Genomic DNA, 26,166 nt, shown 5'->3' with positions numbered 1-26,166 from the left:
GGGACACCCAGGTCATCGCCCTCGGAGCGATCGGCACGACCGATCACCGACTCCCTCGGACACCGCCACTCTGATCCTCACCGATCAGCAGGCCGCGGAGTCCGTCACCGGATCCGCGGCCTTTCTCTTTCCCCCTGATGCGGGGATCGGGGCCGTGATCCCTCCGACCTCGATCCACCAGCAAGGACATCAGGAGGACATCGTGCGGCTCACGACGCTGCTCGACACCGACCGGACCGGCTCCGGTCCGTGGCCGGCCGCCGCCAGCACCACGACCAACGACGAGCGCCAGAGCTTCGACCAGCTCGTCGCCGACTTCATCCCGTGCCGCTCGGGCGACCCCGAGCTCTGGTTCGCGGAGCAGACCTCTCAGGTCGAGCGCGCCAAGGCCCTGTGCCGCGAGTGCCCGCTCATCGAGGGATGCCTCGCGGGCGCGATCGAGCGCGCCGAGCCGTGGGGCGTCTGGGGAGGAGAGGTCTTCGTCGGTGGTGTCGTGGTCGCGACCAAGCGCGGCCGGGGACGGCCACGGAAGAACGCGGTCGTCGCGTGACGGCCGGGACGGCGGCCGCGTGACCACGCGGCCGGCTGCTCACACGGACGGGGCGGTGCACCCGCAGGAGGGGTGCACCGCCCAGTCGCGCCGACGGGGCACGGCGTCCGCGAGCCCGATCTCGTAGCTCGCGGCGAGGCGCACGTCCCGGTCGAGATAGGCGAGGGCGGCCGCCGCGGCCATCCCTCCCGCGACGCCGGCCAGCACGGCCACCTCCTGGCCGTCCCACGCGGGCCTCGCCAGCCCGTCGGCCACCAGCGGCCAGGCCGGGTCCACCTCGGTGCGGTGCAGGTCGAGGCACAGCAGGCACGGCCCCTCGCCGCCCACCACCAGCGGCCCGACGACGACGTCCGCCTCGCGCACGACGACCGACAGGTGCGGCACGTCGGCGGCCAGCAGCATCGCGGCACGCACGGGGTCGGTCGCTCCGTGCTCCACGACCACGAGCAGGTCGGGGTCGCCGGCCGCATCGATCGCCACGTCCGGGGCCGTGTCGCGCAGCAGGCGGGCGACCACCGCCTCGCGCTCTCGCCCCACGTCGGCCCACCGGAACCCGCACGCCCCGACGTCGACCGACCGGACCGGCCGCGCGTCGTCGACCAGCACGGTTCCCACCCCGGCCGCCGCGAGGCTGACGGCCGTCGTGGTGCCCGTGGGGCCCAGGCCGAGCACGCCGACCCTGCGCGCGCGCCGCGCCGCGACCCGGGCGGGGCCGTCCCCGTCGTGCAGGTCCCAGGCGGTCGCGTCGGGAGCGGCGGTGCCGGTCGACCTGCGCTCGTCACGCGCCGTGGCGAGCTGAGCCGCCGCGAGCTGTCCGGCCACCGCGCGGAGCCGGGCCGTCGCGGTCGGCAGCACGCGGCGATGGCCGTCGTCCGCGGCGAGCAGCGCGCCGACCTCGTCGGGCGTCAGGTCGGTCACGCGCACCGCCCACCGCGGGTCCGTGCCGACCTGGACCTCGCTCGCTGAGCGGCGCACCACCCGCAGCCCTTCTCGCAGGCGCATCGCCCCTCCTTCGACGCGCTCACCCTGCCACGCACGCGGGGACGCCGACCGGCGCCATCCACAGCCGGGCAGACGCGGCGAGGGGCGTCGTCCTGGTGGACGACGCCCCTCGCGGAGGTGCTGGTGCTCAGGCCTTGCCGAGGATGCGGTTCAGCTTCGTGCCGCAGACCGGACACGTGGCCTTGGCCATCCTGCGGCCGGATTCGGAGACGACGACGTCACCCTCGGCCTCACGCTTCTCCTTGCACTTCACGCAGTAGAACTCGCCTGCATAGGTCTCGGCCATCGCCGTTCTCCCTCGGTGTCGTGAGCCGGACCGGGGTTCCGCGGGCCGGCGCTGTGACCGGTCGATCGACCAGGTCGGGCGCCACAACCCTAGCCGCGGCGGCAGGTCGCCGAGCCGATCTCTGAGCGTGACGCGCCGGGATGTCCGTGCGGCAATCGGGTGAGCCGCGGGTGCCGCGCGCTAGCGTGCCCGTGTGAGCCCCCATCCCGACCCGGCGCTGGTCGAGGTCCGCAGGTCGCGCAAGCGCGTGCGGACCGTCAGCGCGTGGCGGGAGGGGGAGCGGACGGTCATCGCCATCCCGGCCCGGTTCACGCGAGCGCAGGAGAAGGAGTGGGTGCACCGCATGGTCACCCGGCTGGCGGCGCAGGAGCGCCGGAGGCGACCGTCGGACGTCGAGCTGGCGACCCGCGCGCGGGAGCTCTCCGCGCGGTACCTGTCGAGCCGCGCGGTGCCCACCAGCGTCCGGTGGTCCAGCAACCAGGGGCGCCGATGGGGGTCGTGCACGCCGTCGGAGGGCACCATCCGGATCTCGGACCGCGTGCGGGGCATGCCGCGCTGGGTCATCGACTACGTGCTGCTGCACGAGCTGGTCCACCTGCTGCACGCAGGCCACGGGCCCGAGTTCTGGGCCGAGCTCGAGGCGTACCCGCGCACGCAGCGCGCCCAGGGCTTCCTCGAGGGCTTCGCCTACGGCGCCGACCGCGGTGACGAGCCGTCCGGGCCGGAGGCGACGGACGCCGACGAGGACGAGACGCCCGACCTCGTGGACGGCGAGCCCGAGGTGACCGACGAGGAGCCGCCGGAGGACGGGGGTCGCCTCACCCTGTTCGACGACGTCCCGCCGCGGGCGTAGTCCCCGCTACGGCGTGCCGGGCTCCTCGCCGAGGATCTCGGCCAGCGCCCGGTCCACCTCGGCCGCCTCGTCGACCGCCGCGGCCCGCCGGGTCGCGTAGCCCGCCGGGTCGTCGAGGTCCTCCGCCGTGGGCAGCAGGTCGGGGTGGTCCCAGACCGCGTCACGGGCGTGCGTGCCGTTGTCGCGCGCGATCTGCGCCCACAGCGCCGCCGCGTCGCGCAGGCGCCGCGGCCGCAGCTCCAGGCCGACGAGCGTCGCGAAGGTCTGCTCCGCCGGTCCGCCGGCGGCGCGGCGGCGGCGGATCATCTCCCGCAGGGCGACCGTGTGGGGCAGGTGCGGCATCGCCGCCGCGGCGGCCACCTCGTCGACCCACCCCTCCACGAGCGCGAGCGCGGTCTCGAGCCGCTCGAGCGCGGCCTTCTGCTCGGGCGTGGTGTGCGGCGCGAAGACGCCGCCGGACAGCGCCTGCTGCAGGGCGGCCGCGTCCGTGGGGTCGATCGAGCGCACCGCCTCCTCGAGCTGCTCGGCGTCGATCGTGATGCCGCGCGCGTAGGCCTCGACGGTCGCGAGCAGGTGGGCGCGCAGCCAGGGGACGTGCGTGAACAGGCGGGTGGCGGCGGCCTCCCGCAGCGCCAGGAACAGCCGCACCTCGTCCACGGGGGCGTCCAGGCCGGCCGCGAAGGCGTCGACGTTGCTCGCGACGAGCGCGGGCGCCGGGCTGGCCAGCAGCGGCAGGCCGATGTCCGTGGTGCCGAAGACGTCGCGGGCCAGCGTCCCCGCGGCCTGGCCCACCTGGAGCCCGAACACGGCCGAGCCGAGGCGGCGCAGGAGCGCGGTCGCGTCGATGCCGCCCGGCAGCACGCCCTCGAGCTCGGCGCCGAGCCCCTCACCCATCGCGTCGCCCAGCGTCCCGACCAGCGCATGGGACAGGGAGGTCGCGACGGGCTCGGTCAGCGTCCGCCACGTGGGCAGCGTCGCCTCGACCCACTCCGCGCGGCTCCATGCCCGCGGAGAGCCGGACGCGGGCGGCAGCTCGGTCGCGGCGTCGAGCCACAGCTCGGCGACCGTGAGCGCCTCCAGCACCTGGCGCGTCTGCGCGGGGGTCAGCGACGGGTCGCCCTCGGCGGACGCCTGCTGACGAGCGAGGTCGTGCGCCATCTGCCAGTTCACGGGCTCGTCGCCCGACGCCGCGAGCATGCTCTGCATCTGGGTGAACGCCTGCTGCAGCTGCACCGGGTCGGTCGGCAGACCCGGCATCGCGGACGGGTCGATGCCGCGCTCACGCAGCTCGCGGATCGCCTCGTCGGCCCCGGGGCCCAGCATCGCGCGCAGCATCTGCTCCCAGGGCTCGCCCGACCCGTCGGGACCGGGGACGGCGGGGGTGTCGGAACTCATGAGGGACTCCTGCGACGATGGGGGCCGGCTACGCCCACCGTAACCACGTGGCCGGGGAACGAGGGCAGGTGATCTCGCAGGTTCGCTCAGGGCGCAGTGCGCGCGCGAAGGCCGCCGCCGCGAGCCCCGGCTCCGCGTCGGGACCGGGCGGCGACGTCGTCGTCGTCGGCTCAGGAGCGCTCGCGGCCGCGATGACCGCCGCCTGGGACGGCCCGGTGCGCACCCTCGAGGCGCTGCCCGAGCGCGAGCCGGCGGCGGCGCTGGACGGAGCCCGGGTGCTCGTGCTCGTGGCTCACTCGGGCGACATCGCCCCGCCGGGGTCCCGCGGCGGGAGCGCGGAGGTTGCGGAGCTGGTCGCCGCCACCCAGCGCACCCTCTCGGCGGCGCGGGACGCCGGGGTGGCGCACGTCGTGGTCGTGACCTCGGCCGTGGTGCATGGCGCCTGGTCCGACCGGCCGGTGATCCACGACGGCGACGACCTGTTCCAGCCCGACGAGGCGGACCGCGGGCTGCTCGTGGGCGGGTTGCTGGGCGTCGAGGCCGTCGTGGCGCGCGCCGCCCGCCGTCGCACGCCCCTGCTCACGGTGCTGAGGCCGGCGGCGCTCGTCGGCCCGGGCGTGGACACGCTCGTCACCCGCCACTTCGAGGCGCCGCGGCTGCTGACGGTGCGCGGCTCGGTCCGGGCCTGGCAGTTCGCACATGTGGAGGACGTCGCGTCGGCCGCCCGGTTCGCGGTGGACCACGCACTGACCGGGGCCCTCACGGTCGGCGCGCCCGACGTGCTGACGCCCGCCCAGGTCGAGGCCGCGTCCGGCATGCGCCGCATCGAGCTGGCCGCGACCACCGCCTTCGGCACCGCGGAGCGGCTGCACCGGGTGGGCGTGCTGCCGGCGCCGGCCTCCGAGCTCGCGTTCGTCGTCTACCCGTGGACCGTCGCCGCCGACCGGCTGCTGGCGGCGGGCTGGACGCCGCGCTGGTCGAACGCGGCCAGCCTCGACGTGCTGCTCGAGGGCGTGCGTGGCCGGCTGGGGGTGGCGGGCCGGCGCGTGGGCGCGCGCGACGCCGCCGCACTGGGTGCCGCGGGCGCCGCCGTGGCGCTCATCGGCACCGCGGCGGTGTGGCGCCAGGCGCGCGGACGGCGACGCGCATGAGCGTGGGGCATGATCGGGCCGTGCCCGACGAGCCCCTGCCGTTCCCGCCGTCCGACGAGCCCGCGCACGGCGACGTCGGGCCGGCGGAGGTCGCGCGGACCGACGACGTGCCCGCGGACGCCCCGCGGCCCGGCGCGCGTGCCGTGACCCTCACGCTGAGCATGCTCGTGAGCGCCGCCGTGTTCGCCGTCATGCTCGTCGTCCCCACCGCGTACGCGGTCAGCTCGCCCGGCCCCACCAAGGACGTGCTCGGCGAGGACCAGGGCAAGCCCCTCATCACCATCTCGGGCGCGCCCACCTACCCCTCGACGGGCGAGCTGCACCTGACCACGGTCTCCGCGACCGGCGGCCCCGGCTACCCCTCGACCCCCCTGCGGGTGCTGCAGGGGTGGTTCTCGCCGTGGTCCAACGTGCAGCCGCGCGAGGTGCTCTTCCCGGACGCCGGCGAGACGCGCGAGCAGGTCGACAAGGCGAACCAGCAGGCGATGGTGTCCTCCCAGGAGAACGCGAGCGTCGCCGCGCTCACCGAGCTGGGGTACGAGGTGCCGGCCACGCTCACCGTCGCGGGCGCCGTGCAGGGCAGCCACGCCGAGGGGGTGGTGCAGACCGGCGACATCATCGTGGCGCTCGACGGCACGCCGCTGCCGGACTACCAGTCGCTGCTGGACGGCCTGGCCGGTGTCGAGGCGGGCGACACGATCACGCTCACCGTGCGCCGCAACGGCGCCGAGAAGGACCTGACGATCGAGACGGGCACCAAGGTCGACGGCAGCGCCATGATCGGCGTGTACATCGACCCGACGTTCGACATGCCCGTGGACATCACCATCAGCATCGACGGGATCGGCGGGCCCAGTGCGGGCACCATGTTCGCGCTCGGCATCGTGGACAAGATGACCAAGCTCGACGAGGCGAACGGCGAGGTGATCGCGGGCACCGGGACCATCGACGTCAACGGCGCGGTCGGCCCCATCGGCGGCATCCGGCAGAAGCTCGAGGGTGCCCGCCGGGACGGCGCCACGTGGTTCCTCGCCCCCGCCAGCAACTGCAAGGAGGTCGTCGGTCACGTCCCCGGCGACCTGCACGTCGCCAAGATCGCCACGCTGCACGAGGCGCGCGAGGCGATGACGGCGATCGGCGCCGGGAAGGGCGCGAGCCTGCCCACCTGCACGGCCGGCTGACGGCGACCCCGCGGCGTCAGTCCAGGGTGGAGCGCAGGGCGGCGACCAGACCGGGCACCAGGTGGGGGCCCTGGCCCACCTGGTCGTCGGAGTCGTTCGCGCGCGTGCGGACCGCGCACCACGACGGCCCGTCGCGCAGCACGCCGACGGCCAGGCGCACGTCCTGGCGGTCGGGGTGGGTGAGCAGGTAGTCGAGCGCCTGGGCCTTGTCCCGCGGCATCTGCGCCTCGGCCTCGGGCGGCAGCACCACGCGCTCGACGGTCACCGCGACGCCGTCCACCGACGCGGGCCAGGAGAGCTCCGCCAGCAGCGCCTCGAGATCGGCCGCCGCCGGGAGCCCCTCCTGCTCGATCGACGTCAGGTGCCAGGGCGCGGACCCGGCCGCGGCGAGCACGTCGTCGTGCAGCTGGTCGGCCAGGCCGGGCTCGGCCTCGAGCGCCGCCTGGGTGCGGACCAGCGCGAAGACGCGGACTGGCGCGTCCCACCCGGCGGCGGCGACGTGGTGCTCGATCTCCCGGACGGCGTCGGCGAGGTCGGCGGTGGCGGGGTGCGGGGGGAGCGGCTCGGTCACGCGTCCCATGCTCCCACCCGACGGCCCACCCGACGGCCCATCGTCGGCCCACCGGACGGCCCATCGGACGGCCCATCGCCGGCCCCCTCGCCGGCCACCGGTCGATCCGCAGGTCTGCGGGCGTTTCGTCGGAACCTTGTGGGAACCTGTGCTCAGACCGACCCGTTGGGAGTTCCGTGACCTTCGCCAGCTCGACCCGCCCCCGCCCCGCCGGCCCGCGCCGGCGCCGCGGACCACTGATCCCGACGCTCCTCGTCCTGGCAGCGATCGTGGTGATCGTCCTGATCCTCGCCCAGGTGTGGACGGAGGTGCTCTGGTACCAGCAGCTCGGCTTCGTCGAGGTGATCCGCACCGAGTGGGGCACGCGCGCGCTGCTCGGTCTCGCGGGCTTCCTCATCATGGGCGGCGCGGTCTGGTGGAGCCTGTCGTACGGCTACCGCTCGCGGCCCGTGTACGCGCCCAGCACGCAGGAGCAGGCCAACCTCGACCAGTACCGCGAGGCCGTCGAGCCGCTGCGCCGCCTGGTGCTCATCGTCGCCCCCGTCATCGTCGGCCTGTTCGCCGGCGGGGCCGCCTCCCAGCAGTGGGCGACCATCCAGCTGTGGATGCACGGCTCGAAGGTCGGCACCGCGGACCCCCAGTACGGCATCGACCTCGGGTTCTACCTGTTCACCCTGCCCGGGCTGCGGTTCGTCGTCTCGTTCCTGCTGGCCGTCACCGTGCTGGCTGGCATCGCCGGGGTCGCGACGCAGTACCTGTACGGCGGCCTGCGCATCGGCGGTCCCAAGAGCGACACACCCCGCACGACGAAGGCCGCGCGGGTGCACCTGTCGGTCATCGGCGCGGTGCTCATGCTGCTGGTCGCGGCCAACTACTGGCTGGACCGCTACTCCATCCTCACCAAGACGCGCGAGAAGTTCGAGGGCGCCGCGTACACCGACGTGCACGCCGTCATCCCCTCGAAGGCGATCCTGGCCGGCATCGCGGTGTTCGTCGCGATCACGTTCATCGTGACCGCGGCGCGCGGCAACTGGCGGCTGCCGCTGATCGGCGTGGGCCTCATGGTGATCGCCGCGATCGCCGTCGGCGGCATCTACCCGGCGGTGGTGCAGCGCTTCCAGGTGCAGCCCAACCAGCAGGACGCCGAGTCGGAGTACATCGAGCGCAACATCGAGGCGACCAAGGCCGCCTACGGCCTCAACGACGTCGACGTCCAGCCGTACTCCGCAGTGGTCACGGCGGAGAAGGACGCGCTGCGCCAGGACGCCGAGACCACGGCCTCGATCCGCCTGCTCGACCCGCAGATCGTCAGCCCGTCGTTCAAGCAGCTGCAGGCGAACAAGAACTTCTACCAGTTCCCCGACTCGCTGTCGGTGGACAAGTACACGATCGACGGCAAGACGCGCGACACGGTGATCGCGGTCCGCGACCTCAACCTCGCCGGGCTGTCCGCCCAGCAGCGGAACTGGACCAACGACACGACCGTGTACACGCACGGGTACGGCGTGGCCGCCGCGTACGGCAACACCACCGCCCCGGGTGGTGCGCCCGCGTTCTGGGAGGCCGACATCCCCTCGACGGGCGACATGGGCCCGTACGAGCCGCGCATCTACTTCGGCCCCACCTCGCCGGCGTACTCGATCGTCGGCGTGCCCGAGGGCAAGGCGCCCTGGGAGCTGGACTACCCGGGCGGCAGCACGGGCTCGGTGAACACGGCATTCCCCACCGACACCGTCTCGGCCGGTCCCGACATCGGCAACCCGATCAACAAGCTGCTGTACGCCATCAAGTTCGGGTCCGAGCAGATCCTGTTCTCGGACCGTGTGACCTCGGCGTCGCAGGTGCTCTACGACCGCAGCCCGCGCGACCGGGTGGCCAAGGTGGCGCCGTACCTCACGCTCGACGGGCGGACCTACCCCGCGGTCGTCGACGGCCACGTGGTGTGGATCGTCGACGGCTACACGACGAGCGACCAGTACCCGTACGCCGCGTCACGGTCGCTGGAGAACGCCACGACCGACTCCCTCACGGAGACGTCGACGACGATCCAGGCGCTGCAGCCCAAGACGGTCAACTACATCCGCAACTCGGTCAAGGCCACGGTCGACGCCTATTCGGGCAAGGTCACGCTCTACGCGTGGGACCCCGAGGACCCGGTGCTCAAGGCGTGGTCGAAGGTGTTCCCCACCTCGCTGGAGCCCGTGTCGAAGATCAGCAGCGCGCTGATGAGCCACATCCGCTACCCGGAGGACCTGTTCAAGGTCCAGCGCACGCTGCTCTCGCGGTATCACGTCACGGACCCGGCCCAGTTCTTCGTCGGCAACGACTTCTGGACCACGCCGGACGACCCGAACCACGCGCGCACGCCCCAGCCGCCGTACTACCTCACCATGCAGATGCCGGACCAGGACGCGGCCAAGTTCTCGCTCACGTCCACGTTCATCCCCGCCGGTGAGGGCGCCCGCAACGTGCTCACCGGCTACCTGGCGGTCGACGCCGAGGCGGGCGACGTGGCGGGCAAGCCCTCGTCGGAGTACGGCAAGCTGCGGCTGCTCGAGCTGACCAGCAACACGTCCGTGCCCGGACCCGGCCAGATGAGCAACATCTTCAGCACCGACCCGGACGTGGCCCAGGAGCTCAACATCCTGAGCCGCGGCGGTTCGACCGTGGTGAAGGGCAACCTGCTGACGCTCCCCGTGGGCGGCGGTCTGCTCTACGTCCAGCCGGTCTACGTCCAGGCGGCGGGCACGGGCACGTCCTACCCGCTGCTCCAGCGCGTGATCGTCGGCTTCGGCGACAAGGTCGGCTTCGCGGCGACGCTCGACAAGGCCCTCGACGACGTGTTCGGGGGCGACTCCGGCGCCGACGCGGGCGACAAGGGCTCCTCGCCCGGGACGCCGACCACGCCGACCCCGAGCCCCACCGCGACCCCGACGCCGGGGGCGACCGCCACGCCGACTCCCGCACCCACCTCGACGGGAACGCCGGCCACCGCCCGCGCCGACCTCGACAAGGCGCTCAAGGAGGCGAACGACGCCGTGGCGGCCGGGCAGAAGGCGCTCGCGGACGGCGACTTCGCCGCCTACGGCGCAGCTCAGGACCGCCTGGACAAGGCGATCCAGGACGCGCTCGACGCGGAGGCGCGGCTGGGCGAGTAGCGGCCGATTTGGCCTCGCTCCGTGGCTGACGTATGGTTACGGAGCCGACGCGGGGTGGAGCAGCTCGGTAGCTCGCTGGGCTCATAACCCAGAGGTCGCAGGTTCAAATCCTGCCCCCGCTACAAAAGACGAAGGCCCGGACCTGATGGTCCGGGCCTTCGTCGTCGGCGCGACGCCATCGGCTCGCTGGTCAGTCGTGCTGCTCGTCGACCGAGCGGGAGCTGCTGAGGGTCAGCGCGCCCGCGCCGGCGAGGAGCCCGACCAGCACGGCCAGGGCCAGGTAGACGATCCGCTCCCCGTGGAAGAAGGACGCGACGAGGTCCGCCCCCCACGCCCCGTCCGGGAGCACCGTCGTCACGAGCACGGCGATGAGGGTGCCGACGACCGCGGTGCCGACGCTGCTGCCGACCTCCTGCGCGGTGTCGTTGAGCGCGGCGCCGAGCGAGGTGCGGTTCTCGGGCATCGCGTCGACGAGGGCCACGGCGCAGATCGTCATGACGGTGCGGAGCCCGAACGTGAACGTGACCATGAAGAACGCGATCGCCAGGTAGCCGTGCGACACACCCCAGGCCAGACCGGCGAGCGATCCCGCAAGGAATGCCGCGCCGACCAGGCACGCGACGCGGTGCCCGAACCGCTTGGCGAGGGCTTCGGACAGCGGCGTCGCGGCGATCATCGTCACGATCAGCGGCAGGTTCGCCAGGCCCGCGCGCACCGGGCTCCAGCCGTACGCGTACTGGAAGTGCAGGATCAGGCCGAACATGACACCAGCCATGGCGACGGACGTGCCGACCTGGGCGATGCTCGCGCCGCGGACGATCCCGTCACGGAACACCGTGAGGTCCAGCATCGGCTGCGCGGTCCGGCGCTCGTGCCGGACGAACGCGACGAGCGCGAGCACCGCGCCGACTCCCGTCGCCCACGTCCACGCCGACATCCAGCCGTGCTCGACGCCGCTCGTGAGCGTGTAGCAGGCCAAGCCGATCGCGGCGATGCTGAGCACCGAGCCGGGCAGGTCGAGGCGGTCCTTCGTCAGGCCCGCGGGGTCGTCGGCCGCGACGCCCTTGCGCACACCGACCCACGCGATCAGCGCGATCGGCGCGTTGACCAGCAGCAGCCACTGCCAGCCGACGTGCGCGAGCGCGGTGCCGCCGAGCAGCGGGCCGAGGATGAAGCCGCTCATGCCGACGACGATCATCACCGTCATCGCCCGCATCCGCAGCTCCGCCGACTCGAACAGGCGGAACACGAGCGAGTTCGTGATCGGCGCCATCGCCGCGGCCGTGATGCCGAGCGCGGCGCGCAGCGCGATCAGCTGGCCGGAGGTCGACACGCCCACGACGAGCAGGCTGATGAGCCCGAAGCCGGCGAGGCCCCACAGGAGGACGCGGCGGCGGCCGATCCGGTCCGCGGCGGAGCCCGCGGTCAGCAGCAGGCCGCCGAAGGTGAGGGAGTACGCGCCGGTGACCCACTGGAGTGCGGTGGTGCCGGCGCCGAGGTCGCGGCCGATGGTGGGCAGCGCGATCGTCAGCAGCGTGTTGTCGACCATCTCGACGAAGAAGGCGAGACAGAGCGCGAACATCGGGATCCACGCGGCGCGCAGGGATGGGTACGTCCGGCTCGCCGCGGGAGCGGTGAGAGTGGTGGTCATGGCGAGTCCTTCGAGAGAACATTGTTCTTTGATCGATCAGTGTTCGTTTATCGAACGCTGTTCTGTACGGTAGAACGCCGTTCGGTACAGTGCAACCATGACGACCGACGACGGCATGAGCCCTGCGTCACAGACCCCGGCATCCCGTGCCGGGCGTGGGCGCGGAGGCGGCCGCGGGGCGGCTGGGCGGCAGCGCGCCTCGCACTCGCTCGAGGCGGTCGTCGCCGAGGCGGTGGCGCTGCTCGACGAGTCCGGCGAGCCCGGGCTCACGTTCCGCGCCCTCGCGGCGCGGCTCGGCGGCGGCGTCGGCAGCATCTACTGGTACGTGTCGAGCAAGGACGAGCTGCTCGAGCGTGCGGCCGACAGCGTGCTCGCCGACGTCCTGGCCAAGACGGACCACCTCGGAGCCGGCGACGACCCGATCGCCGAGATCCGGGAGATGGCGATCGCGTTCTACGAGGCGACCGTCGGCCGCCCGTGGCTCGGCGCCTACTTCCTGCAGGACACCGGCACCCAGACCAACGGGCTGATGCTCTACGACCGGATGGGGCGCGAGGTCATGCGACTCGACCTGACCCGGCGGCAGCAGTTCGACGCCGTGTCGGCCGTCATGGCGTACGTCGTCGGCGTCGCGGCCGACCGCGGTCAGGACCCGCCGCAGGAGGTCCGCGACGGAATCGTCGACCGCGGGGCGTTCGTCGCGAGCTTCCGGGACGAGCTCCGCGCGCTCGACGTGGACGACTTCCCGTTCCTGCACCACATCGTCGACGAGTTCGCGGCGCACGACGACGCCGAGCAGTTCCGCGCGGGGCTGGACCTGATGCTCGCGGGGCTGCGGCTGCAGGCGGGCTCGTCCTCCGCCGACACCCGAGCCGCATCGGACTGACCGGGGCGCGAGCACCGACCGCCCCGGTGCTTCCCGGGCCGGGTCTGCATGGGGACCGGGCCGCGCGAACATGGGGAGGACCTCCCGATGTCGGCACGACCCGCTCCGACCAGCCTGGGACCTGCCCGGAAAGCCCGGGCAGCTTCAGGGATCGGAAGAGACCATGCACACCTTCATCATCGAGCGGAACGTCCCGGGCGCCTCGCAGCTCAGCCACGAGGACCTCGTCACCATCGCCCGGACCTCCAACCTGGCGGTCGAGTCGCTCGGTCTGCCCTACGAGTGGGTGACCACCTACGTCGCGGGGGACAAGCTCTACTGCCTCCACCGGACCGACGAGCCGGAGACCGTCCGGGAGCACGCCCGCCGCGGCGGGTTCCCCGCCGACCTCGTCGCGGAGGTCGTCGCCGAGTTCGGGCCGCAGACCGCGGGAGAGGTCGCGGCATGACGACGGCGGTGGTCACCTCGCCGGTCGAGCTGCCAGCTCGGCTCGGCCGGCCGGGGGTCGTGGCTCGGGCGGCACGTCGCGTGCGCCGCGACACCCGGCCGACGACGGCGCGCGTGCCCGGCGACCACGAGGAGAGGGCCCGCCGCCGCGAGACGGCCCGCGTGGTCGAGGCGATCCGCCACGCCGCACTGACCGAGGCGGCGCTCGGTGGCCGGTTCTTTCGCTGAGACGTCACCCGGTTCTCGGACGGCCCCCGGCGTCTACCATGGCGCCGTGGGGCTGTTCGAGCGCGCGCCGCAGCTCGATGCGCTCGGACGAGCGATGGAGCGTGTCCTGCGGACCGATGGTTCGGCGTCGGGCACGGTCGTCACGATCGCGGGGGCTGCGGGCGCCGGAAAGACGAGCGTCGTCGGTGCCGCGCTCGCGGCACGACCGGCGGGCCTGCGCGTGCTCGCCGCCCGCTGCGACCCGCTCTCGACGCCGCGCCCGCTCGGGCCGATCCGCGACGTCGTGGCCGGGATCGACGGTCCGGCGTCGGCGGAGACCCTGCTCGGCGCCGAGGCGGACTTCGCCGCGACCGTCTCCACGACCCCCAGCGTCCTCGTCGTGGACGACGCCCAGTGGATCGACGCCGCGTCGGTCGAGGTCCTGCGCTTCCTCGTCAGACGCATCGAGCGCATCCCGGTGGTCGTGGTCGTCGCGTACCGGGACGTGCCCATCGGCCACGCGCTGCTCGCACTCCTCGGCGACGTCGCGAGGATGGAGTCGACCGAGCGCCTCACGCTGCCGCCGCTGTCCGCCGAGGCCGTCCGCGCGCTCGTCGGCGAGCGTGTCGGCGAGCACGGCGTCGACCACCAGGCGATCCGGGACCTCACGGGCGGCAACCCGTTCTTCGTCGCCGAGATCGCGCGTCACCCGGGCCAGGTCCTCCCGACGACCGTGCGGGACGCGGTGCTCTCGAGCACCGCCGGGCTGGCGCCCGCCGAGGTGGACGCGCTGCAGCTGATCGCGACGGCTCCCGACGTCCTCGACAACCGTCTGCTGCCCTACCTCGGGCTTGACGTGCCCTTGCTCCGACGTCTCGAGTCGACCGGACTTCTCGTGCGCTCGCCGCGAGGTGTCGCGTTCCGTCACGAGCTCGCCCGGCTCGCCGTCGCAAGCAGCATCGAGCCCGGTGTCGACGCCCTGCTGCACCTGCGCGTGCTCGATGCCTGGGAGCAGGTCGGGGCTGGATCCGACGCGGTGCTGACCCACCACGCCGCCGCGGGCGGCGACGTGGAGCGCACACGCAGGTACGCGATCCTGGCGGCGGCCGACGCGACGGCGGCGGGAGCCCACACCGAGGCCGTCGCGTTCTTGAGCCTGGCACTCGAGCACCTCGACGACGCGACCGCGCAGCGCGCGACGCTCCTCGAGCAGCTGAGCACCGAGCAGTACATGGTCAGCCGACTCCCCGCGGCTCTGACCTCCATCGACGAAGCGCTGCGCATCCGCGAGCTGCTGGGGGACCGCGACGGCGTCAGCGTGGCGCACGACCGGCGCGCGGTCGTCGAGTACTACTCCGCGCAGCGGCGCGAGGCCGAGCGGCACGCGGACGCCGCGGCGGCGGCAAGCGCGGGGCCGGAGGCGCTCGCGTCCGCGCACGCGACCCGGGCGTACCTCGCCTACCGCCACCTGGACGTCGACGAGGCGCGCGCCATCGCCGACGCGCAGCGGGACCGGCCGACGACGGGGGCGGCGGACCTGCGTCTGGCGATCACCGAGGCGGGCGCGGACCTGGTCGAGGGCCGCGCGTCGGCGCGGACGAGGCTCGTCGACGCCGCGAACGCCGCACTGAGCCGGTCGTTCGACGAGGTGGCGACCACCGCGTACTCGAACCTGTCGGCGTTCGACGTCGAGCACCGACGGCTCGACGATGCGGAGGCGGTGCTGGCGACGTCCATCCCCATGACCGTGGACCTCGACATCGCGCTGTGCCGCCAGTGGCAGACGGGCATGCGATCCCGGCTCCATCTCCTTCGTGGCCGTTGGGCCGCGTCTGCCGAGGACGCGGCTGCCGTGCTCGACGACCAGGGCGCTCCGCTCACCGCCGTGTGGCCCCACATCGTGGCGGCCCTCCTCGCGATCCGCACCGGGGCGGACACCACCCGGGTGGAAGCGCACCTCGCGTCGGCGGAGCAGATCGCGCGTGACCTCGACGAGTCGCTGGTCACCCTCGCGCTGCGCAGTGCGGTCGCCGAGGGCGTGTGGCACGGGCGCGCCGACGACGCACGCCTCGACGACGTCGCACGTCGCCTCGCCGACGCGGAGCAACGGCCGGGCACGCAGTGGGCCGTCGGTGACCTGCGCGTCTGGTTGGCGCGTACCGGCCGTGGCGACGGCGGGCCGACAGCGGGTCTGCCGGAGCCGTACCGGCTCGAGCTCGACGGTGCGCACGCCGACGCGGCGCGTGCGTGGCGAGACCTCGGCGCCCCCTATGACGCGGCGGTCGCCGAGGTCCACGCCCGCGATGCCGCCACCGCCGCGGCCGGCCTCGCGCGCCTCGACGCGCTCGACGTCCCCGCCACGGCGGCCCGGGCCCGGGCGATGCTCACGGCCCGCGGCCTGCGTGCGCTGCCCTCGCGCCCTCGGCCCGGCACCCTCGCCAACCCCTCGGGTCTCACCAACCGGCAGCTGGACGTCGCGCGCCTCGTGGCGCAGGGGCTCACCAACGCGGAGCTGGCGACCGCGCTGTACATCTCGGCGAAGACCGCCGACCATCACGTGTCCGCGATCCTTGCCAAGCTCGGCTTGTCGAGCCGTCGGGAGATCGTCCGCAACGCGGCGAGCCTCGGGCTCGGTCGGCCCGGCGAGATGCGTGACGTCGCCCACGTCGACGGCGCCCTTGGTCATGCCTGACCGCGCCGGCGGGCCCGTAGGCTTGTCCCGCCATCGCGCGTGCGGCACGCACGCGCAGACCAGGAGGACGAGATGACCGGGCAGCGAGTGACGCGCCAGCGGCTTGCCGTCGGCGCCCTCATGGAGGATCTCGACGACTTCCGCAGCGCCCAGCAGATCCATGCGCTGCTGCAGGAGCGCGGGGCCGAGATCGGCCTGGCCACCGTCTACCGCGCCCTGAGCGCGATGGCCGAGAGCGGCGAGTTCGACGTGCTGCGCACCGAGAGCGGCGAGTCGCTCTACCGGCGGTGCGAGCGCGACGCGCACCACCACCACGTCGTCTGCCGGTCGTGCGGCAAGACGGTCGAGATCGAGGGCCCGGACATCGAGGCCTTCGTCTCGGCGACGGCCCGCCGCCACGGGTTCGTCGACGTGACGCACACTCTCGAGCTGTTCGGCACGTGCGCGGCTTGCGCGGCGGCGGCTCGCGCCGAGCAGGAGGGCAATCGATGACCGAGGAGTTCGTGCGGCTCGCGGACCTGGTGGGTGTGCCGGTCGAGCAGGACGCCGACGCGTCGCTCGATGTGGCCGTCTGGCCCGTGTACGCGCGAGCCGTCGACCGGCTGGCCGACCTCGCTCCGCTGCGTGCGGCGCTGGTCGAGGAGACGGACGAGGCGATCGTCGGGTCGGCCGTGCTGCGCATCATCGAGCAGCGTGCGGACGAGCCGGCCGACGACTGGATCGCGCTCGTCGAGCCACCGCGGCAGGACTTCCACGTGCGCCGCGCCGCAGAGGCGGTCCGCCTGCGCGAGCTCGTCGCCGGCGAGAACGCGACGACCGGCGAGGCGATGGCGTGGAGCGACTGGCTGCAGCGCCGGGTCATCGATCACGTGCCGACCCAGTCGGTCATCGCGGCGCTGGCCGAGGGGGGCCGGACCCAGGCGGTGCGGAGCGCGGCGCAGAGCCGGCTGACCGACGTGGAGCTGGTCCGCCCCGCCTGACCCGGCACCGCGGGCCGGACGGCTAGCCTCGGCCCCATGCCCGCCACCCGTTCGCGCCAGGCCCGCTACGCGCGCCGCCGCAAGAAGCGGATGGACGCCGTCGAGCACGACCTCACACCCGCGCAGTGGGCCGCGCTGACCGCCGCGTGGGGTGGCTGCGCCTACTGCGGAGCCCGCGACGTGCCGTTGCAGCGCGACTGCGTGCTGCCGATCTCGCGCGGCGGCCGGTACACCCTGGCGAACATCGCCCCGGCCTGCGCGTCCTGCAACGCGAGCAAGTGCAACGACGAGGTCACCGGGTGGCTGCGGCGCAAACGGCTCGACGAGCGGTCGTTCCTCGAGCGGCACGTGCGCATCCAGGCGGACCTGGCCGCCGGAGCCGACTCCGAGCCGGCCGAGGAACCCACCGCCGCCGGTGGCAGTAGCGTCTGACCCGGACGGATCGCGTCCGGAAGGAGGCCTCGGTGGGGGAGAGCAACCCGACCGCGCGCGCTCTCGCCGCGCTCGAGCTGATCCAGGCTGCTCCCGGGATCACCGCGGAGCGCATCGCCGAGCGTCTCGGGGTGTCCGACCGGGCAGCCCGCCGGTACGTCGCGACGCTGCGCGCCGCCGACATCCCCGTGGTGGCCGTCCGCGGCCCGTACGGCGGCTACCGGCTGGGCCGCGGCGTGCGCCCGCCGCCGCTGGTGTTCACCGCGACCGAGGCGATGGCCCTCGTCATGGCCGTCCTGGACGGGCACCACGCGGCCGACGACCCTTCCGCGCCGGTCGGCTCCGCGCTCGGGAAGATCGTCCGGTCCCTCCCCGAGGCGCTGGCCGACCCGGTCCGCGCGGTGCGCGACGTCGCATCGCCCGTGCCGGACCGGGGTGCGGCGCGGCCGGATCCCGCGACCGCGTCGGCGCTGGTGCAGGCGTGCGCGGCCGGGCGACGGGTCCGGGTGGAGTACCGCTCGGAGTCCGGTCGGACATGGACGGCGGACGTGGATCCCTGGGCGGTGGTGGTCCGGCACGGGCGCTGGTACCTGCTGTGCCACTCGCATGCCGTGGATGCTCGGCGGACCTGCCGGGTGGACCGGGTGACGTCGGTCCACGTCCTCGCCGACGCGTTCAAGCCACCGGTGGGCCTCGACGCGGTCGCCGAGCTCGAGGCGCACCTCGCGGTCGGGTGGGAGTACGCGGTCGACGTCGTCGTCGCCGCTCCCGCCCACCGGGCGCAGACGTGGCTGCCCCGTGACCTCGGGCGGCTCGAGCCGGTCGACGGCTCGTCGTGCCGGCTCGTCGCGACCACCAGCAACCCGCCCTGGTACGCGGCGCGCCTCGCCGACGTGCCCGTGCCGCTGCGCGTCCTCGGCGGCCCGGAGCTGGTCGCGTGCGTGCGGAGCGTCGGGCGCCGGCTGCTCGCCGCCACGGACCCTCAGTAGGCGCGGATCCAGGTGAGCGGTCCGCCGGAGGCGGGTCGCCAGTCGAGCGGCGGGTCCTCGCCGACCCGGCCGTCCACGGTCTCGCGGAGCAGGTCGGCGTGGCCGGCGTGGCGCGCGTACTCCTGGATGAGGTCGAGCAGCAGGCGGCGCAGGCTGGGGTGGCTGCCGTCGTCGTAGGTGTCCGCGACCAGCTGGTCGAGACCTCCGCCGTCGAGCGCGCGCTCGAGCCGGTCGTGCGAGCGGGCGACCGCGCCGTCCCAGACGGCGTACAGGGCGGCGGGTTCGTCGTCCCCTGCGGCCAGGAGCTCGGAGTGCGTCTCCTCCCACGTCTCCGGGTGCCAGATCGGGCCCGGGTGCTGGCCCGCCAGCTTCCACGAGAACGTGGTGTCCTCGACGGCGGCCAGGTGCTTGAGCAGGCCGCCGAGCGTCAGGGTGGAGGCGCCGACGGTCGCGGCGAGGCCGGCGGCGTCGAGCCCGTCGGCCTTCCAGCGGAACGTCGTGCGCATGAGGTCGAGCGAGCCGACCAGGTGGTCGACCTCGCTCCGGGCGAGGGGCGTCTCCCACGGTGCGATCTTCGTCATGGGGCGACCGTAGGACCCATTCCGGACGGTTCGCGTCCTGATTGTGCCACGTCGTCGATCGCCGTCCGCACGGCCGGCCATGCGCTCGACGTCGGATCGATGAGCTCGAAGTGGCCGATGCCCGGCAACGCACGGAGCTCGACGCCGGTGCGCGCTGCGTAGGCCTGCGAGAGAGCGAGCGGTGCGACGTCGTCGCGCTCGCCGTGCAGCACCACCGCGCGGGCGTGTGGCCGGCCGAGCGCCATCGGGTCCGCGGCCGAGTACCGGTCGGGCACGTCCGTGGGGGAACCGCCCAGGAGCTCGGAGACGGCGCCGCGGCTCAGGCCGAGCGCGTGGGCGGCTCCGAGGTCCGCGACCGGCGCCAGGGGCACCACCCCGAGCACGCGCGGCGCGGGGGAGCGCAGCGCCGCCCACAGGGCGAGGTGCCCACCGGCCGAGTGTCCGACGTACACGATTGAGCCCGTGTTGGCGCGGCCCGGGAGACGTTCGGCGAGCATCGCGGGGACGGCGTCGAGCGCGGCCGCGACGTCGTCGAACGTGCCCGGCCAGCCGCCGCCGGAGCCGACGCGCCGGTACTCGACGTTCGCCACCGCGTAGCCGGCCGCCGTGAGGGCGTCGACCACCACGCGGACGTGCATGCGGTCGTACGCCGCGCGCCAGAACCCGCCGTGCAGCAGGCAGACGAGCGGCGCGTCGCGTCGGTCGGGCAGGTGCAGGTCCACCACCTGGTCGGCGTGCGGGCCGTACGGGACGACGACGTCAGGCTGCATCGACGACCCCGGCCGGGTTGTCGTCGCCCGTGAGGTACGTCCCGTGGCCCTCGATCACCAGCCCGTCGCGGAACACGAGCACCTCGTCCACGAGGGCGCCGCGCTGGTTGCGATAGCTGATGACCAGCACGTCCACGCCCGCGAACACCCGCTCCACCGAGAAGCGGAGGTCGGGGATCAGCTCGAGGCCGCGTGTCCAGTACGCGCGCAGCGCGCCCTTGCCGCGGATCACGCCACCGGAGTCGGGCACCACGCGTGTGGCGACCGGCGAGGTGAACACGACGTCCTCGCGGAAGTGAGAAAGAACGGCCTCGAGGTCGTGGGCGTTCCAGGCGGCTACCCAGGCGGCGGCGAACTCCAGCGGGTCCGGCGTGGTCATGCGCCGATCATGGCACCGGCGCGCCCGGGATACCGTGACCCCCGTGAGCCACCGACCGCCTCGCGCCCTGGGTGCGGCCGTCGTCGTGGCGGCCCTGCTGGTCGGCGCCGGGGCGGCGTGGTCCGTCGGGCGGGCACAGGACCAGCACCGCGGTGACGCCCTCGACTCGCCCACCCCCTCGCGGGCGGCGCCCACCGCGACCGTGTCTCGCGCACCGGTGAGTCCGACCCCCTCCCCGACGCCCGCGTTCGATCTCACCGCCCACTCGACGACCGACCCGGCGAGCCCGTGGGTGGTGGCGAACAAGCACCACCGGCTCGACCCGGTCCGGTACGCCCCCGACGACCTGGTCGGGTTCGAGGGCGAGAAGGTGCGCGAGAAGGTGGTCCGGGACCTGCGGGACATGGTCGACGCCGCCGCGTCCGACGGCGTCGAGCTGACGATGCAGAGCGGCTACCGCTCGTACGCCTACCAGGAGCGCATCTTCGGCAACATGCTCGCCATCCACGGGCGGGACCACGCCGAGCGGTACTCCGCGCGTCCCGGGTACAGCGAGCACCAGACCGGCCTCGCCGTGGACCTGGGCAGCGCGACGTCTCCGGACTGCGACTTCACCACCTGCTTCGCCCGGACACCGGAAGGCCGGTGGATCGCCGAGCACGCTGGCGAGTACGGCTTCCTGGTGCGGTACACCCGGGCCAACCAGGCCGTGACCGGGTACTCACCCGAGGCGTGGCACCTGCGCTGGGTGGGCCGTGGCCTGACCGCCCACATGGCGGCCGAGGGTGTGACGACCCTCGAAGAGGTCTTCGACGTGGACGGCGGACCGGACTACCGCTGACCGGTTGCTCCCCGTCCGCACCCATCCGCGCGCACGCCCGCGCCGAACTCCCCGTACGAGGCCGCACGACGTGCGGCGTTCCGGGAACGACTCCTGGTGGCCTCCACCAGGACGAACCGAGGGGAACGACATCATGAAGACCACCAAGCGCGTCGCACTTGCAGCTCCCGCCCTGTCCCTGGCGGCCATGCTCGCGATGGCGATGCCCGCATCCGCCGCGTCCAGCGACGGGTCCAACGAGGCCAACCTGCAGCCCGTCGCCCTGAACGGCGTCGACGGTTCCGGCATGGCCATGACGACCATCAAGGACGGCGTCCTGACCGTCACGTTCACGGCCGACGGCCTGCTGCCGGACAGCCCGCACGCCGCGCACATCCACTTCGGCGCCGAGGCGCGGCACGAGTGCCCGGCCGCGAGCGACGACGCGAGCGGCGACGGCACGCTGAACACCAGCGAGGGCGGCCCGGCGTACGGGGACATCGTCGTCTCGCTCACGAAGACGGGTGACACCTCGCCGAAGTCCGGCCTGGCGGTCGACCGCTTCGACACCGCCAAGGGCGGGAAGATCAACTACCAGCGTGGCTCGATCAAGGTCTCCGACGACGTCGCCAAGGCGATCGTCGCGGGGCAGTCCGCCGTCGTGATCCACGGCGTCGACCACAACCACGACGGCAAGTACGACGGCGACACCAAGTCGGACCTCGACCCGACGCTGCCGACCGAGGCCACCGACCCGGCGCTGTGCGGCGTGCTCGAGGTCTCGCAGATGTCCGCCACGCCGTCCGGTGGCGCGCAGACCGGGAGCGGCTCGACGGCCGGCGTCCAGGACGGCGGACTGCTCGTCGCAGGCAGCGCCGCCCTCGTGGTGGGCGGTCTGCTGATCGCTCGCCGCCGCCGTACCACGGCCGACGTCACCGTCAACGACTGATGGCCGGCGACGACGCCCGGGCCCGGGAGGTGCACGACCGGCAAGGCCCGGCGGGCCCGCCCGGGGCCGGGCGCCGTCGCACCGTCGCGACGGTGCTGGGCACCGCCCTGCTCCTCGGGGGCTCGGCGGCCGTGCTGGTGGGTCTCCACGACCAGCAGCCGGCCCCGCCCGTGCCGGCGGCGGCCGAGGCGCCGGCTCCCGCCACCACGCCGGCCGCACCGCCCGCGCCGGCACCGCCCGCGCCGGCACCGCCTGCGCCGGCATCGCCCACGAGCGCGACGCGTGCCCCCGCCCCCGTGAAGAAGGTGCCCCGGCCGGTCGAGGTCTCGATCCCGTCGCTCCGGATCTCCTCGAAGCTCCTGACACTGGGGCTGGCCGACGACGGCACGATCGCCGTCCCCGCGAGGGGCCCGCACTACGACCGTGCGGCGTGGTTCGACGGTTCGCCCCGACCGGGCGCGGTCGGCCCGGCCGTGATCGAGGGGCATGTCGACGGCCCCGACGGACCGTCGGTCTTCCACCAGCTCGGCGCCATCGCCAAGGGCGCGCGGGTCACGGTGACCCGCGCCGACGGCTCGAAGGTGCACTTCGTCGTCGACGGCGTGGCGTCGTACCCGAAGTCGAACTTCCCGGTGACCAAGGTCTACGCGAACACGTCTCGCCCCGAGCTCCGGCTGATCACCTGCGGCGGCGCGTTCGACCGCGGCACCGGCCACTACGTCGACAACACCGTGGTCTTCGCACACCAAGAGTGAATGCTGGTGAATGCCCGAGCGCTTCGGTCGGAATTTCGCTACCGTCAGACCGACGGGGGGACTGCGACCAGGAGGAACCATGTCCGTCACGGACGAGTACCTGAGCAACAACCGTGCCTACGCCGAGACCTTCACCGGCCCCCTGCCCCTGCCGCCGTCGAAGCACGTCGCCGTGGTGGCCTGCATGGACGCGCGCCTGGACGTCTACGCCCTGCTGGGGCTGGGCGCCGGCGAGGCGCACGTGATCCGCAACGCCGGGGGCGTGGTGACCGACGACGAGATCCGCTCGCTCGCGATCAGCCAGCGGCTGCTCGGCACGCGCGAGATCATCCTGATCCACCACACGGACTGCGGGATGCTGACGTTCACGGACGACGAGTTCAAGGCGTCCATCCAGCAGGAGACGGGCATCAAGCCGCCGTGGTCGGCCGAGGCGTTCGGCGACCTGGGCGTGGACGTCCGGCAGTCCGTGGCGCGCATCAAGGCGAGCCCGTTCGTCCCCCACACCGACTCCGTGCGGGGTTTCGTGTTCGACGTCGCGACCGGGCTGCTGACCGAGGTCGAGTAGCCGGCGCAGGGCTCACCAGCCCCAGGTGCCCGGTCCGCCCTTGAACGGTCCGACGACGCCCGAGGTGATCCACCCACCGTAGAAGCCGCCCTCCTGCGCACGCACCACCTCGCCGTCGACCGTGCACCGGTCCATGGCTCCGGGCATGACGGCGACGGCGTCGGCGAGCACCTCGTACCCGGGCGACGGGTGCGGATAGGTCCACCCGGCACGCGGCGCGACGACCGATCCGCCGACGACGTCGAGGTAGGCCGCCTCGCCCTTCCACTCGCACCAGGAGGCGCCGTCGGCGGGCTGCAGCGCCCCCGCGGCGAAGGCCTCGCGCGGCAGGTAGTACGTCGGTGGGTGGCTCGTCTCGAGCACGCGCCACGCCGACGTGGTCCGGGCGACCACCTCGCCGCCGAGCTCGATCACGAGCTCGGCGGTGCAGCGCTCGACTCGTGGGGGGCGCGGGTAGTCCCACACGGACTCCTGCCCGGGCGCGGCGGGGACGGGGTCGGGACGGGTCACGGCGTCGACGGTACGTCCGCCCCGCGCGGGGCGCAGCCGGTCGCAGCCGCTCGCCGCCGGGCGGGCAGGGCCGGGGCTCCTCGACCGACGGGCGGGCAGGGCCGGGGCTCCTCGACCGACGGGCGGGCGCGGAGCGCGGGCCGGGCGCGCAGGCCTGTGGCGCCCCGGTCGTGCGGGCAGGCCGGCCGCGCGGCGTGGCGCCGTCCGGGTGACGATGGGGCGATGACCTCACACGACGGCCCGGACGCCGACCACACCGCCCCCGCGGGCGTCTCCGACCAGCTCGTCGAGGCGGTGGGAGGAGTCACCGCCGCCTTCGAGGTGATCGAGCACGCCCGCGGCATGCTCTACGCCTTCCACCGGCTCGTCGGCCGGGCCGACAAGGAGCTCGTCGAGGCCCTGGATCAGCTCGAGACCGCCGGGCGCGCCGACCTCGCGGAGGTGCTGCGCACGGACGTCGTCGGCAGGAACGTGATCGACGGGCGCTGGACGTTCCAGCTCGTCGAGGAGTTTGACGCGGGCTACTACCGCGCGTTCGCCGACGCCGAGCGCTCGGTCCGGGACGCGACCCTGGGCGGGCGTCAGCACGTCTACGAGGCCCAGCTCAAGGAGCGCGAGCGGACGCGGGGACGGCCCGGGCACGAGGCGCAGCCGGCCGCGACGCACGGTGGTGAGCCGGCGTGAGCGGGGACCAGCAGTGGTGGAAGTCGGCCGTGGTCTACCAGGTGTACCCGCGCAGCTTCGCCGACGCGTCGGGCGACGGGGTGGGCGACCTGCGAGGTATCGCCGCGCGACTCGACCACCTCGAGCGCCTGGGCGTGGACGTGCTGTGGCTCTCGCCCGTGTACGCCTCGCCGCAGGCCGACAACGGCTACGACATCAGCGACTACCAGGCCATCGACCCGCTGTTCGGCACGCTCGCCGACTTCGACGAGCTGCTCGCGGAGGCGCACGGACGCGGCATCAAGGTGCTCATGGACCTGGTGGTGAACCACACCTCCGACGAGCATCCGTGGTTCGTCGAGTCGCGGTCGTCGACCGACAACCCGAAGCGGGACTGGTACTGGTGGCGTCCGCCGCGTGCGGGCTACCAGGCGGGCGACCCGGGCGCGGAGCCCACCAACTGGGAGTCGTTCTTCTCGGGGTCGACGTGGGAGCTGGACCGCGCCACGGGCGAGTACTACCTGCACCTGTTCGACCGCAAGCAGCCCGACCTCAACTGGGAGAACCCGCAGGTCAGGCAGGCGGTGTACGCCATGATGCGGTGGTGGCTCGACCGCGGCGTCGACGGCTTCCGGATGGACGTCATCAACCTGCTGAGCAAGGACCCCGCGCTGCCGGACGGCCCGCCGACCCGCGGCGGGTTCGGCGACGGCTCGCCGCACTACGCGACCAGGCCGCGGGTGCACGAGCACCTGCAGGAGATGCACCGGGAGGTGTTCGCCGGGCGCGACGGCCAGTTCCTCACGGTCGGCGAGATGCCGGGGGTCACGTGGGAGCAGGCGCGGCTGTTCACAGACCCTGCACGCGGTGAGCTCGACATGGTGTTCCAGTTCGAGCACGTCGGGCTGGACCACGGCGTGGGCGGCAAGTTCGACCCCGTGCCGCTCGACCTGCGCGACCTCAAGGCGTCGCTGGGGCGGTGGCAGACCGAGCTCGGCACCGTGGGCTGGAACAGCCTGTACTGGAACAACCACGACCAGCCGCGCGTGGTGTCGCGGTTCGGCGACGACCAGCGCTGGTGGCGCGAGTCGGCGACCGCGCTCGCGACGGTGCTGCACCTGCACCGCGGGACGCCGTACGTCTACCAGGGCGAGGAGCTGGGCATGACCAACGCGCCCTTCGCCGGTATCGAGGACGTGCGCGACGTCGAGGCGCTCAACTACTGGGCCAGCGCCACGGCGCTCGGTCACTCGCCACGCGACGTCCTGCGCGGGCTGCGTGCGATGGGCCGCGACAACGCCCGCACCCCGATGCAGTGGGACGGCTCGCCACAGGCAGGTTTCACCACGGGCGAGCCGTGGATCGCGGTCAACCCCAACCACACGTGGCTCAACGCGGCGAGCCAGTACGACGACCCCGAGTCCGTGTTCGAGCACTACCGGCGTCTGATCGAGCTCCGCCACCGGCTGCCGGTGGTCGCGCACGGCGACTTCCGGATGCTGCACCCCGAGCACGCGCACGCCTACGTCTACGAGCGCCGGTACGAGGGACACCGACTGCTGGTCGCCGCGAACCTGGGGCCGGAGCCGGTACGGCTCTCGCTCGAGCCGGGGTGGTCGGACGAGCACGTGCTGCTGGCCAACGTGACCGGCGTACAGCTCGGTGGCGAGGCGACGCTCGGCCCGTGGGCGGCCGTGGTCGCGCTGAGGGAGGCGTGACTGGTCGAACAGATGTTCGATA

General features: G+C 73.7%; 28 protein-coding genes and 1 tRNA gene. 20 read left to right on the top strand and 9 right to left on the bottom strand.

Features of this window, described 5'->3' with window-relative positions:
• Window positions 1-202: 202 nt before the first annotated feature.
• The gene (locus QRT05_RS11105) at window positions 203-550 is read left to right on the top strand and encodes a WhiB family transcriptional regulator (RefSeq protein WP_289447413.1); all 348 of its coding nucleotides are present in this window, start codon (window positions 203-205) and stop codon (window positions 548-550) included.
• Window positions 551-589: 39 nt separating this feature from the next.
• Here the strand turns inward: QRT05_RS11105 and QRT05_RS11100 are convergent, their stop codons facing one another.
• Window positions 590-1,552, bottom strand: coding sequence for a ThiF family adenylyltransferase (locus QRT05_RS11100; protein WP_289447292.1), 963 nt, complete (start codon window positions 1,550-1,552; stop codon window positions 590-592).
• A 127-nt stretch (window positions 1,553-1,679) separates the two neighbouring features.
• A complete protein-coding gene (locus QRT05_RS11095) occupies window positions 1,680-1,838 on the bottom strand; it encodes a DUF5679 domain-containing protein (protein ID WP_191788260.1) in 159 nt (52 codons plus the stop codon).
• A 193-nt stretch (window positions 1,839-2,031) separates the two neighbouring features.
• Here QRT05_RS11095 and QRT05_RS11090 point away from each other — a divergent pair, with 193 nt between their 5' ends.
• A complete protein-coding gene (locus tag QRT05_RS11090; protein ID WP_289447291.1) occupies window positions 2,032-2,691 on the top strand; it encodes a YgjP-like metallopeptidase domain-containing protein in 660 nt (219 codons plus the stop codon).
• Window positions 2,692-2,697: 6 nt separating this feature from the next.
• On the opposite strand, the gene QRT05_RS11085 is transcribed toward QRT05_RS11090, so the two are convergent.
• A complete protein-coding gene (locus QRT05_RS11085; protein ID WP_289447290.1) occupies window positions 2,698-4,086 on the bottom strand; it encodes a zinc-dependent metalloprotease in 1,389 nt (462 codons plus the stop codon).
• 68 nt (window positions 4,087-4,154) lie between these two features.
• Between QRT05_RS11085 and QRT05_RS11080 the strand changes: the two genes are divergently transcribed.
• Together QRT05_RS11080 and QRT05_RS11075 are read left to right on the top strand one after the other, a co-directional pair.
• Window positions 4,155-5,237, top strand: coding sequence for a Rossmann-fold NAD(P)-binding domain-containing protein (locus QRT05_RS11080; protein ID WP_289447289.1), 1,083 nt, complete (start codon window positions 4,155-4,157; stop codon window positions 5,235-5,237).
• A 20-nt stretch (window positions 5,238-5,257) separates the two neighbouring features.
• Window positions 5,258-6,418, top strand: a complete 1,161-nt coding sequence (locus QRT05_RS11075) for a YlbL family protein (RefSeq protein WP_289447288.1) — start codon at window positions 5,258-5,260, stop codon at window positions 6,416-6,418.
• A 16-nt stretch (window positions 6,419-6,434) separates the two neighbouring features.
• Here QRT05_RS11075 and QRT05_RS11070 read toward each other — a convergent pair whose 3' ends face one another.
• Window positions 6,435-6,998, bottom strand: coding sequence for a PPA1309 family protein (locus tag QRT05_RS11070; RefSeq protein ID WP_289447287.1), 564 nt, complete (start codon window positions 6,996-6,998; stop codon window positions 6,435-6,437).
• Window positions 6,999-7,165: 167 nt separating this feature from the next.
• Between QRT05_RS11070 and QRT05_RS11065 the strand changes: the two genes are divergently transcribed.
• A complete protein-coding gene (locus QRT05_RS11065) occupies window positions 7,166-10,147 on the top strand; it encodes a UPF0182 family membrane protein (RefSeq protein ID WP_289447286.1) in 2,982 nt (993 codons plus the stop codon).
• Between the two features lie 48 nt (window positions 10,148-10,195).
• Window positions 10,196-10,269, top strand: a tRNA-Met gene (locus QRT05_RS11060).
• 68 nt (window positions 10,270-10,337) lie between these two features.
• Here the strand turns inward: QRT05_RS11060 and QRT05_RS11055 are convergent.
• Entirely contained in the window at window positions 10,338-11,798 is a 1,461-nt protein-coding gene (locus QRT05_RS11055) for an MFS transporter (protein ID WP_289447285.1), read from the bottom strand.
• 97 nt (window positions 11,799-11,895) lie between these two features.
• On the opposite strand from QRT05_RS11055, the gene QRT05_RS11050 reads away from it, so the two are divergent.
• The 8 genes from QRT05_RS11050 to QRT05_RS11015 all read left to right on the top strand — a co-directional run bounded on the left by QRT05_RS11050 (window position 11,896) and on the right by QRT05_RS11015 (window position 18,431).
• Window positions 11,896-12,684, top strand: a complete 789-nt coding sequence (locus QRT05_RS11050) for a TetR/AcrR family transcriptional regulator (protein WP_289447284.1) — start codon at window positions 11,896-11,898, stop codon at window positions 12,682-12,684.
• 163 nt (window positions 12,685-12,847) lie between these two features.
• On the top strand, window positions 12,848-13,132 hold the full coding sequence (locus tag QRT05_RS11045) for a DUF4242 domain-containing protein (RefSeq protein WP_289447283.1): 285 nt from the start codon (window positions 12,848-12,850) through the stop codon (window positions 13,130-13,132).
• Window positions 13,129-13,359, top strand: coding sequence for a hypothetical protein (locus QRT05_RS11040; protein ID WP_289447282.1), 231 nt, complete (start codon window positions 13,129-13,131; stop codon window positions 13,357-13,359). Before QRT05_RS11045 ends, QRT05_RS11040 begins: the two co-directional genes overlap by 4 nt.
• Window positions 13,360-13,405: 46 nt before the next feature.
• Complete coding sequence (locus QRT05_RS11035) at window positions 13,406-16,030, top strand: AAA family ATPase (RefSeq protein ID WP_289447281.1); 2,625 nt, start codon at window positions 13,406-13,408, stop codon at window positions 16,028-16,030.
• A gap of 72 nt (window positions 16,031-16,102) precedes the next feature.
• Window positions 16,103-16,522: a Fur family transcriptional regulator gene (locus QRT05_RS11030; protein ID WP_289447280.1), complete on the top strand. Its 420-nt coding sequence runs from the start codon at window positions 16,103-16,105 to the stop codon at window positions 16,520-16,522.
• Window positions 16,519-17,010: a hypothetical protein gene (locus QRT05_RS11025; RefSeq protein ID WP_289447279.1), complete on the top strand. Its 492-nt coding sequence runs from the start codon at window positions 16,519-16,521 to the stop codon at window positions 17,008-17,010. The genes QRT05_RS11030 and QRT05_RS11025 overlap by 4 nt, the downstream gene beginning before the upstream one ends.
• A gap of 36 nt (window positions 17,011-17,046) precedes the next feature.
• Window positions 17,047-17,442, top strand: a complete 396-nt coding sequence (locus QRT05_RS11020) for an HNH endonuclease (protein ID WP_289447278.1) — start codon at window positions 17,047-17,049, stop codon at window positions 17,440-17,442.
• A gap of 32 nt (window positions 17,443-17,474) precedes the next feature.
• Window positions 17,475-18,431 carry a helix-turn-helix transcriptional regulator gene (locus QRT05_RS11015; protein ID WP_289447277.1) on the top strand — a complete coding sequence of 319 codons (957 nt, stop codon included), beginning with the start codon at window positions 17,475-17,477 and terminating at the stop codon, window positions 18,429-18,431.
• Here the strand turns inward: QRT05_RS11015 and QRT05_RS11010 are convergent.
• The 3 genes from QRT05_RS11010 to QRT05_RS11000 are packed head-to-tail and all read right to left on the bottom strand — an operon-like array spanning window position 18,425 to window position 20,161.
• On the bottom strand, window positions 18,425-19,012 hold the full coding sequence (locus QRT05_RS11010) for a mycothiol transferase (RefSeq protein WP_289447276.1): 588 nt from the start codon (window positions 19,010-19,012) through the stop codon (window positions 18,425-18,427). The genes QRT05_RS11015 and QRT05_RS11010 overlap by 7 nt on opposite strands.
• Window positions 19,009-19,782, bottom strand: coding sequence for an alpha/beta hydrolase family protein (locus QRT05_RS11005; protein ID WP_289447275.1), 774 nt, complete (start codon window positions 19,780-19,782; stop codon window positions 19,009-19,011). The genes QRT05_RS11010 and QRT05_RS11005 overlap by 4 nt, the downstream gene beginning before the upstream one ends.
• A complete protein-coding gene (locus QRT05_RS11000) occupies window positions 19,772-20,161 on the bottom strand; it encodes a nuclear transport factor 2 family protein (protein WP_289447274.1) in 390 nt (129 codons plus the stop codon). Before QRT05_RS11000 ends, QRT05_RS11005 begins: the two co-directional genes overlap by 11 nt.
• A gap of 43 nt (window positions 20,162-20,204) precedes the next feature.
• Between QRT05_RS11000 and QRT05_RS10995 the strand changes: the two genes are divergently transcribed.
• The 4 genes from QRT05_RS10995 to QRT05_RS10980 all read left to right on the top strand — a co-directional run bounded on the left by QRT05_RS10995 (window position 20,205) and on the right by QRT05_RS10980 (window position 23,253).
• Window positions 20,205-21,002, top strand: a complete 798-nt coding sequence (locus QRT05_RS10995) for a M15 family metallopeptidase (protein ID WP_289447273.1) — start codon at window positions 20,205-20,207, stop codon at window positions 21,000-21,002.
• Window positions 21,003-21,135: 133 nt separating this feature from the next.
• Window positions 21,136-21,930 (top strand): CHRD domain-containing protein, encoded by a 795-nt coding sequence (locus QRT05_RS10990; protein WP_289447272.1) that lies wholly within the window; start codon window positions 21,136-21,138, stop codon window positions 21,928-21,930.
• Complete coding sequence (locus QRT05_RS10985) at window positions 21,930-22,685, top strand: class F sortase (RefSeq protein ID WP_289447271.1); 756 nt, start codon at window positions 21,930-21,932, stop codon at window positions 22,683-22,685. The genes QRT05_RS10990 and QRT05_RS10985 overlap by 1 nt, the downstream gene beginning before the upstream one ends.
• 79 nt (window positions 22,686-22,764) lie before the next feature.
• Window positions 22,765-23,253: a beta-class carbonic anhydrase gene (locus tag QRT05_RS10980; protein ID WP_289447270.1), complete on the top strand. Its 489-nt coding sequence runs from the start codon at window positions 22,765-22,767 to the stop codon at window positions 23,251-23,253.
• Window positions 23,254-23,265: 12 nt separating this feature from the next.
• On the opposite strand, the gene QRT05_RS10975 is transcribed toward QRT05_RS10980, so the two are convergent.
• Window positions 23,266-23,763, bottom strand: coding sequence for a DUF427 domain-containing protein (locus QRT05_RS10975; RefSeq protein ID WP_289447269.1), 498 nt, complete (start codon window positions 23,761-23,763; stop codon window positions 23,266-23,268).
• A 222-nt stretch (window positions 23,764-23,985) separates the two neighbouring features.
• Here QRT05_RS10975 and QRT05_RS10970 point away from each other — a divergent pair, with 222 nt between their 5' ends.
• Complete coding sequence (locus QRT05_RS10970) at window positions 23,986-24,447, top strand: hypothetical protein (protein WP_289447268.1); 462 nt, start codon at window positions 23,986-23,988, stop codon at window positions 24,445-24,447.
• Complete coding sequence (locus tag QRT05_RS10965; protein WP_289447267.1) at window positions 24,444-26,144, top strand: alpha-glucosidase; 1,701 nt, start codon at window positions 24,444-24,446, stop codon at window positions 26,142-26,144. The genes QRT05_RS10970 and QRT05_RS10965 overlap by 4 nt, the downstream gene beginning before the upstream one ends.
• Window positions 26,145-26,166: the final 22 nt, after the last annotated feature.

The sequence above is a fragment of the Cellulomonas edaphi genome, from assembly GCF_030362815.1.
Classification (GTDB): Bacteria; Actinomycetota; Actinomycetes; order Actinomycetales; family Cellulomonadaceae; genus Cellulomonas; species Cellulomonas edaphi.
This window is presented reverse-complemented; position numbering and strand designations above follow the sequence as displayed.

Bases quoted from the DNA above. Each gene is read 5' to 3' on its own strand.
- QRT05_RS11100 (WP_289447292.1), bottom strand. From the start codon at position 1,552: ATGCGCCTGCGAGAAGGGCTGCGGGTGGTGCGCCGCTCAGCGAGCGAG.
- QRT05_RS11095 (WP_191788260.1), bottom strand. From the start codon at position 1,838: ATGGCCGAGACCTATGCAGGCGAGTTCTACTGCGTGAAGTGCAAGGAG.
- QRT05_RS11085 (WP_289447290.1), bottom strand. From the start codon at position 4,086: ATGAGTTCCGACACCCCCGCCGTCCCCGGTCCCGACGGGTCGGGCGAG.
- QRT05_RS11070 (WP_289447287.1), bottom strand. From the start codon at position 6,998: ATGGGACGCGTGACCGAGCCGCTCCCCCCGCACCCCGCCACCGCCGAC.
- QRT05_RS11055 (WP_289447285.1), bottom strand. From the start codon at position 11,798: ATGACCACCACTCTCACCGCTCCCGCGGCGAGCCGGACGTACCCATCC.
- QRT05_RS11050 (WP_289447284.1), top strand. From the start codon at position 11,896: ATGACGACCGACGACGGCATGAGCCCTGCGTCACAGACCCCGGCATCC.
- QRT05_RS11045 (WP_289447283.1), top strand. From the start codon at position 12,848: ATGCACACCTTCATCATCGAGCGGAACGTCCCGGGCGCCTCGCAGCTC.
- QRT05_RS11040 (WP_289447282.1), top strand. From the start codon at position 13,129: ATGACGACGGCGGTGGTCACCTCGCCGGTCGAGCTGCCAGCTCGGCTC.
- QRT05_RS11030 (WP_289447280.1), top strand. From the start codon at position 16,103: ATGACCGGGCAGCGAGTGACGCGCCAGCGGCTTGCCGTCGGCGCCCTC.
- QRT05_RS11025 (WP_289447279.1), top strand. From the start codon at position 16,519: ATGACCGAGGAGTTCGTGCGGCTCGCGGACCTGGTGGGTGTGCCGGTC.
- QRT05_RS11020 (WP_289447278.1), top strand. From the start codon at position 17,047: ATGCCCGCCACCCGTTCGCGCCAGGCCCGCTACGCGCGCCGCCGCAAG.
- QRT05_RS11010 (WP_289447276.1), bottom strand. From the start codon at position 19,012: ATGACGAAGATCGCACCGTGGGAGACGCCCCTCGCCCGGAGCGAGGTC.
- QRT05_RS11005 (WP_289447275.1), bottom strand. From the start codon at position 19,782: ATGCAGCCTGACGTCGTCGTCCCGTACGGCCCGCACGCCGACCAGGTG.
- QRT05_RS11000 (WP_289447274.1), bottom strand. From the start codon at position 20,161: ATGACCACGCCGGACCCGCTGGAGTTCGCCGCCGCCTGGGTAGCCGCC.
- QRT05_RS10990 (WP_289447272.1), top strand. From the start codon at position 21,136: ATGAAGACCACCAAGCGCGTCGCACTTGCAGCTCCCGCCCTGTCCCTG.
- QRT05_RS10985 (WP_289447271.1), top strand. From the start codon at position 21,930: ATGGCCGGCGACGACGCCCGGGCCCGGGAGGTGCACGACCGGCAAGGC.
- QRT05_RS10980 (WP_289447270.1), top strand. From the start codon at position 22,765: ATGTCCGTCACGGACGAGTACCTGAGCAACAACCGTGCCTACGCCGAG.
- QRT05_RS10970 (WP_289447268.1), top strand. From the start codon at position 23,986: ATGACCTCACACGACGGCCCGGACGCCGACCACACCGCCCCCGCGGGC.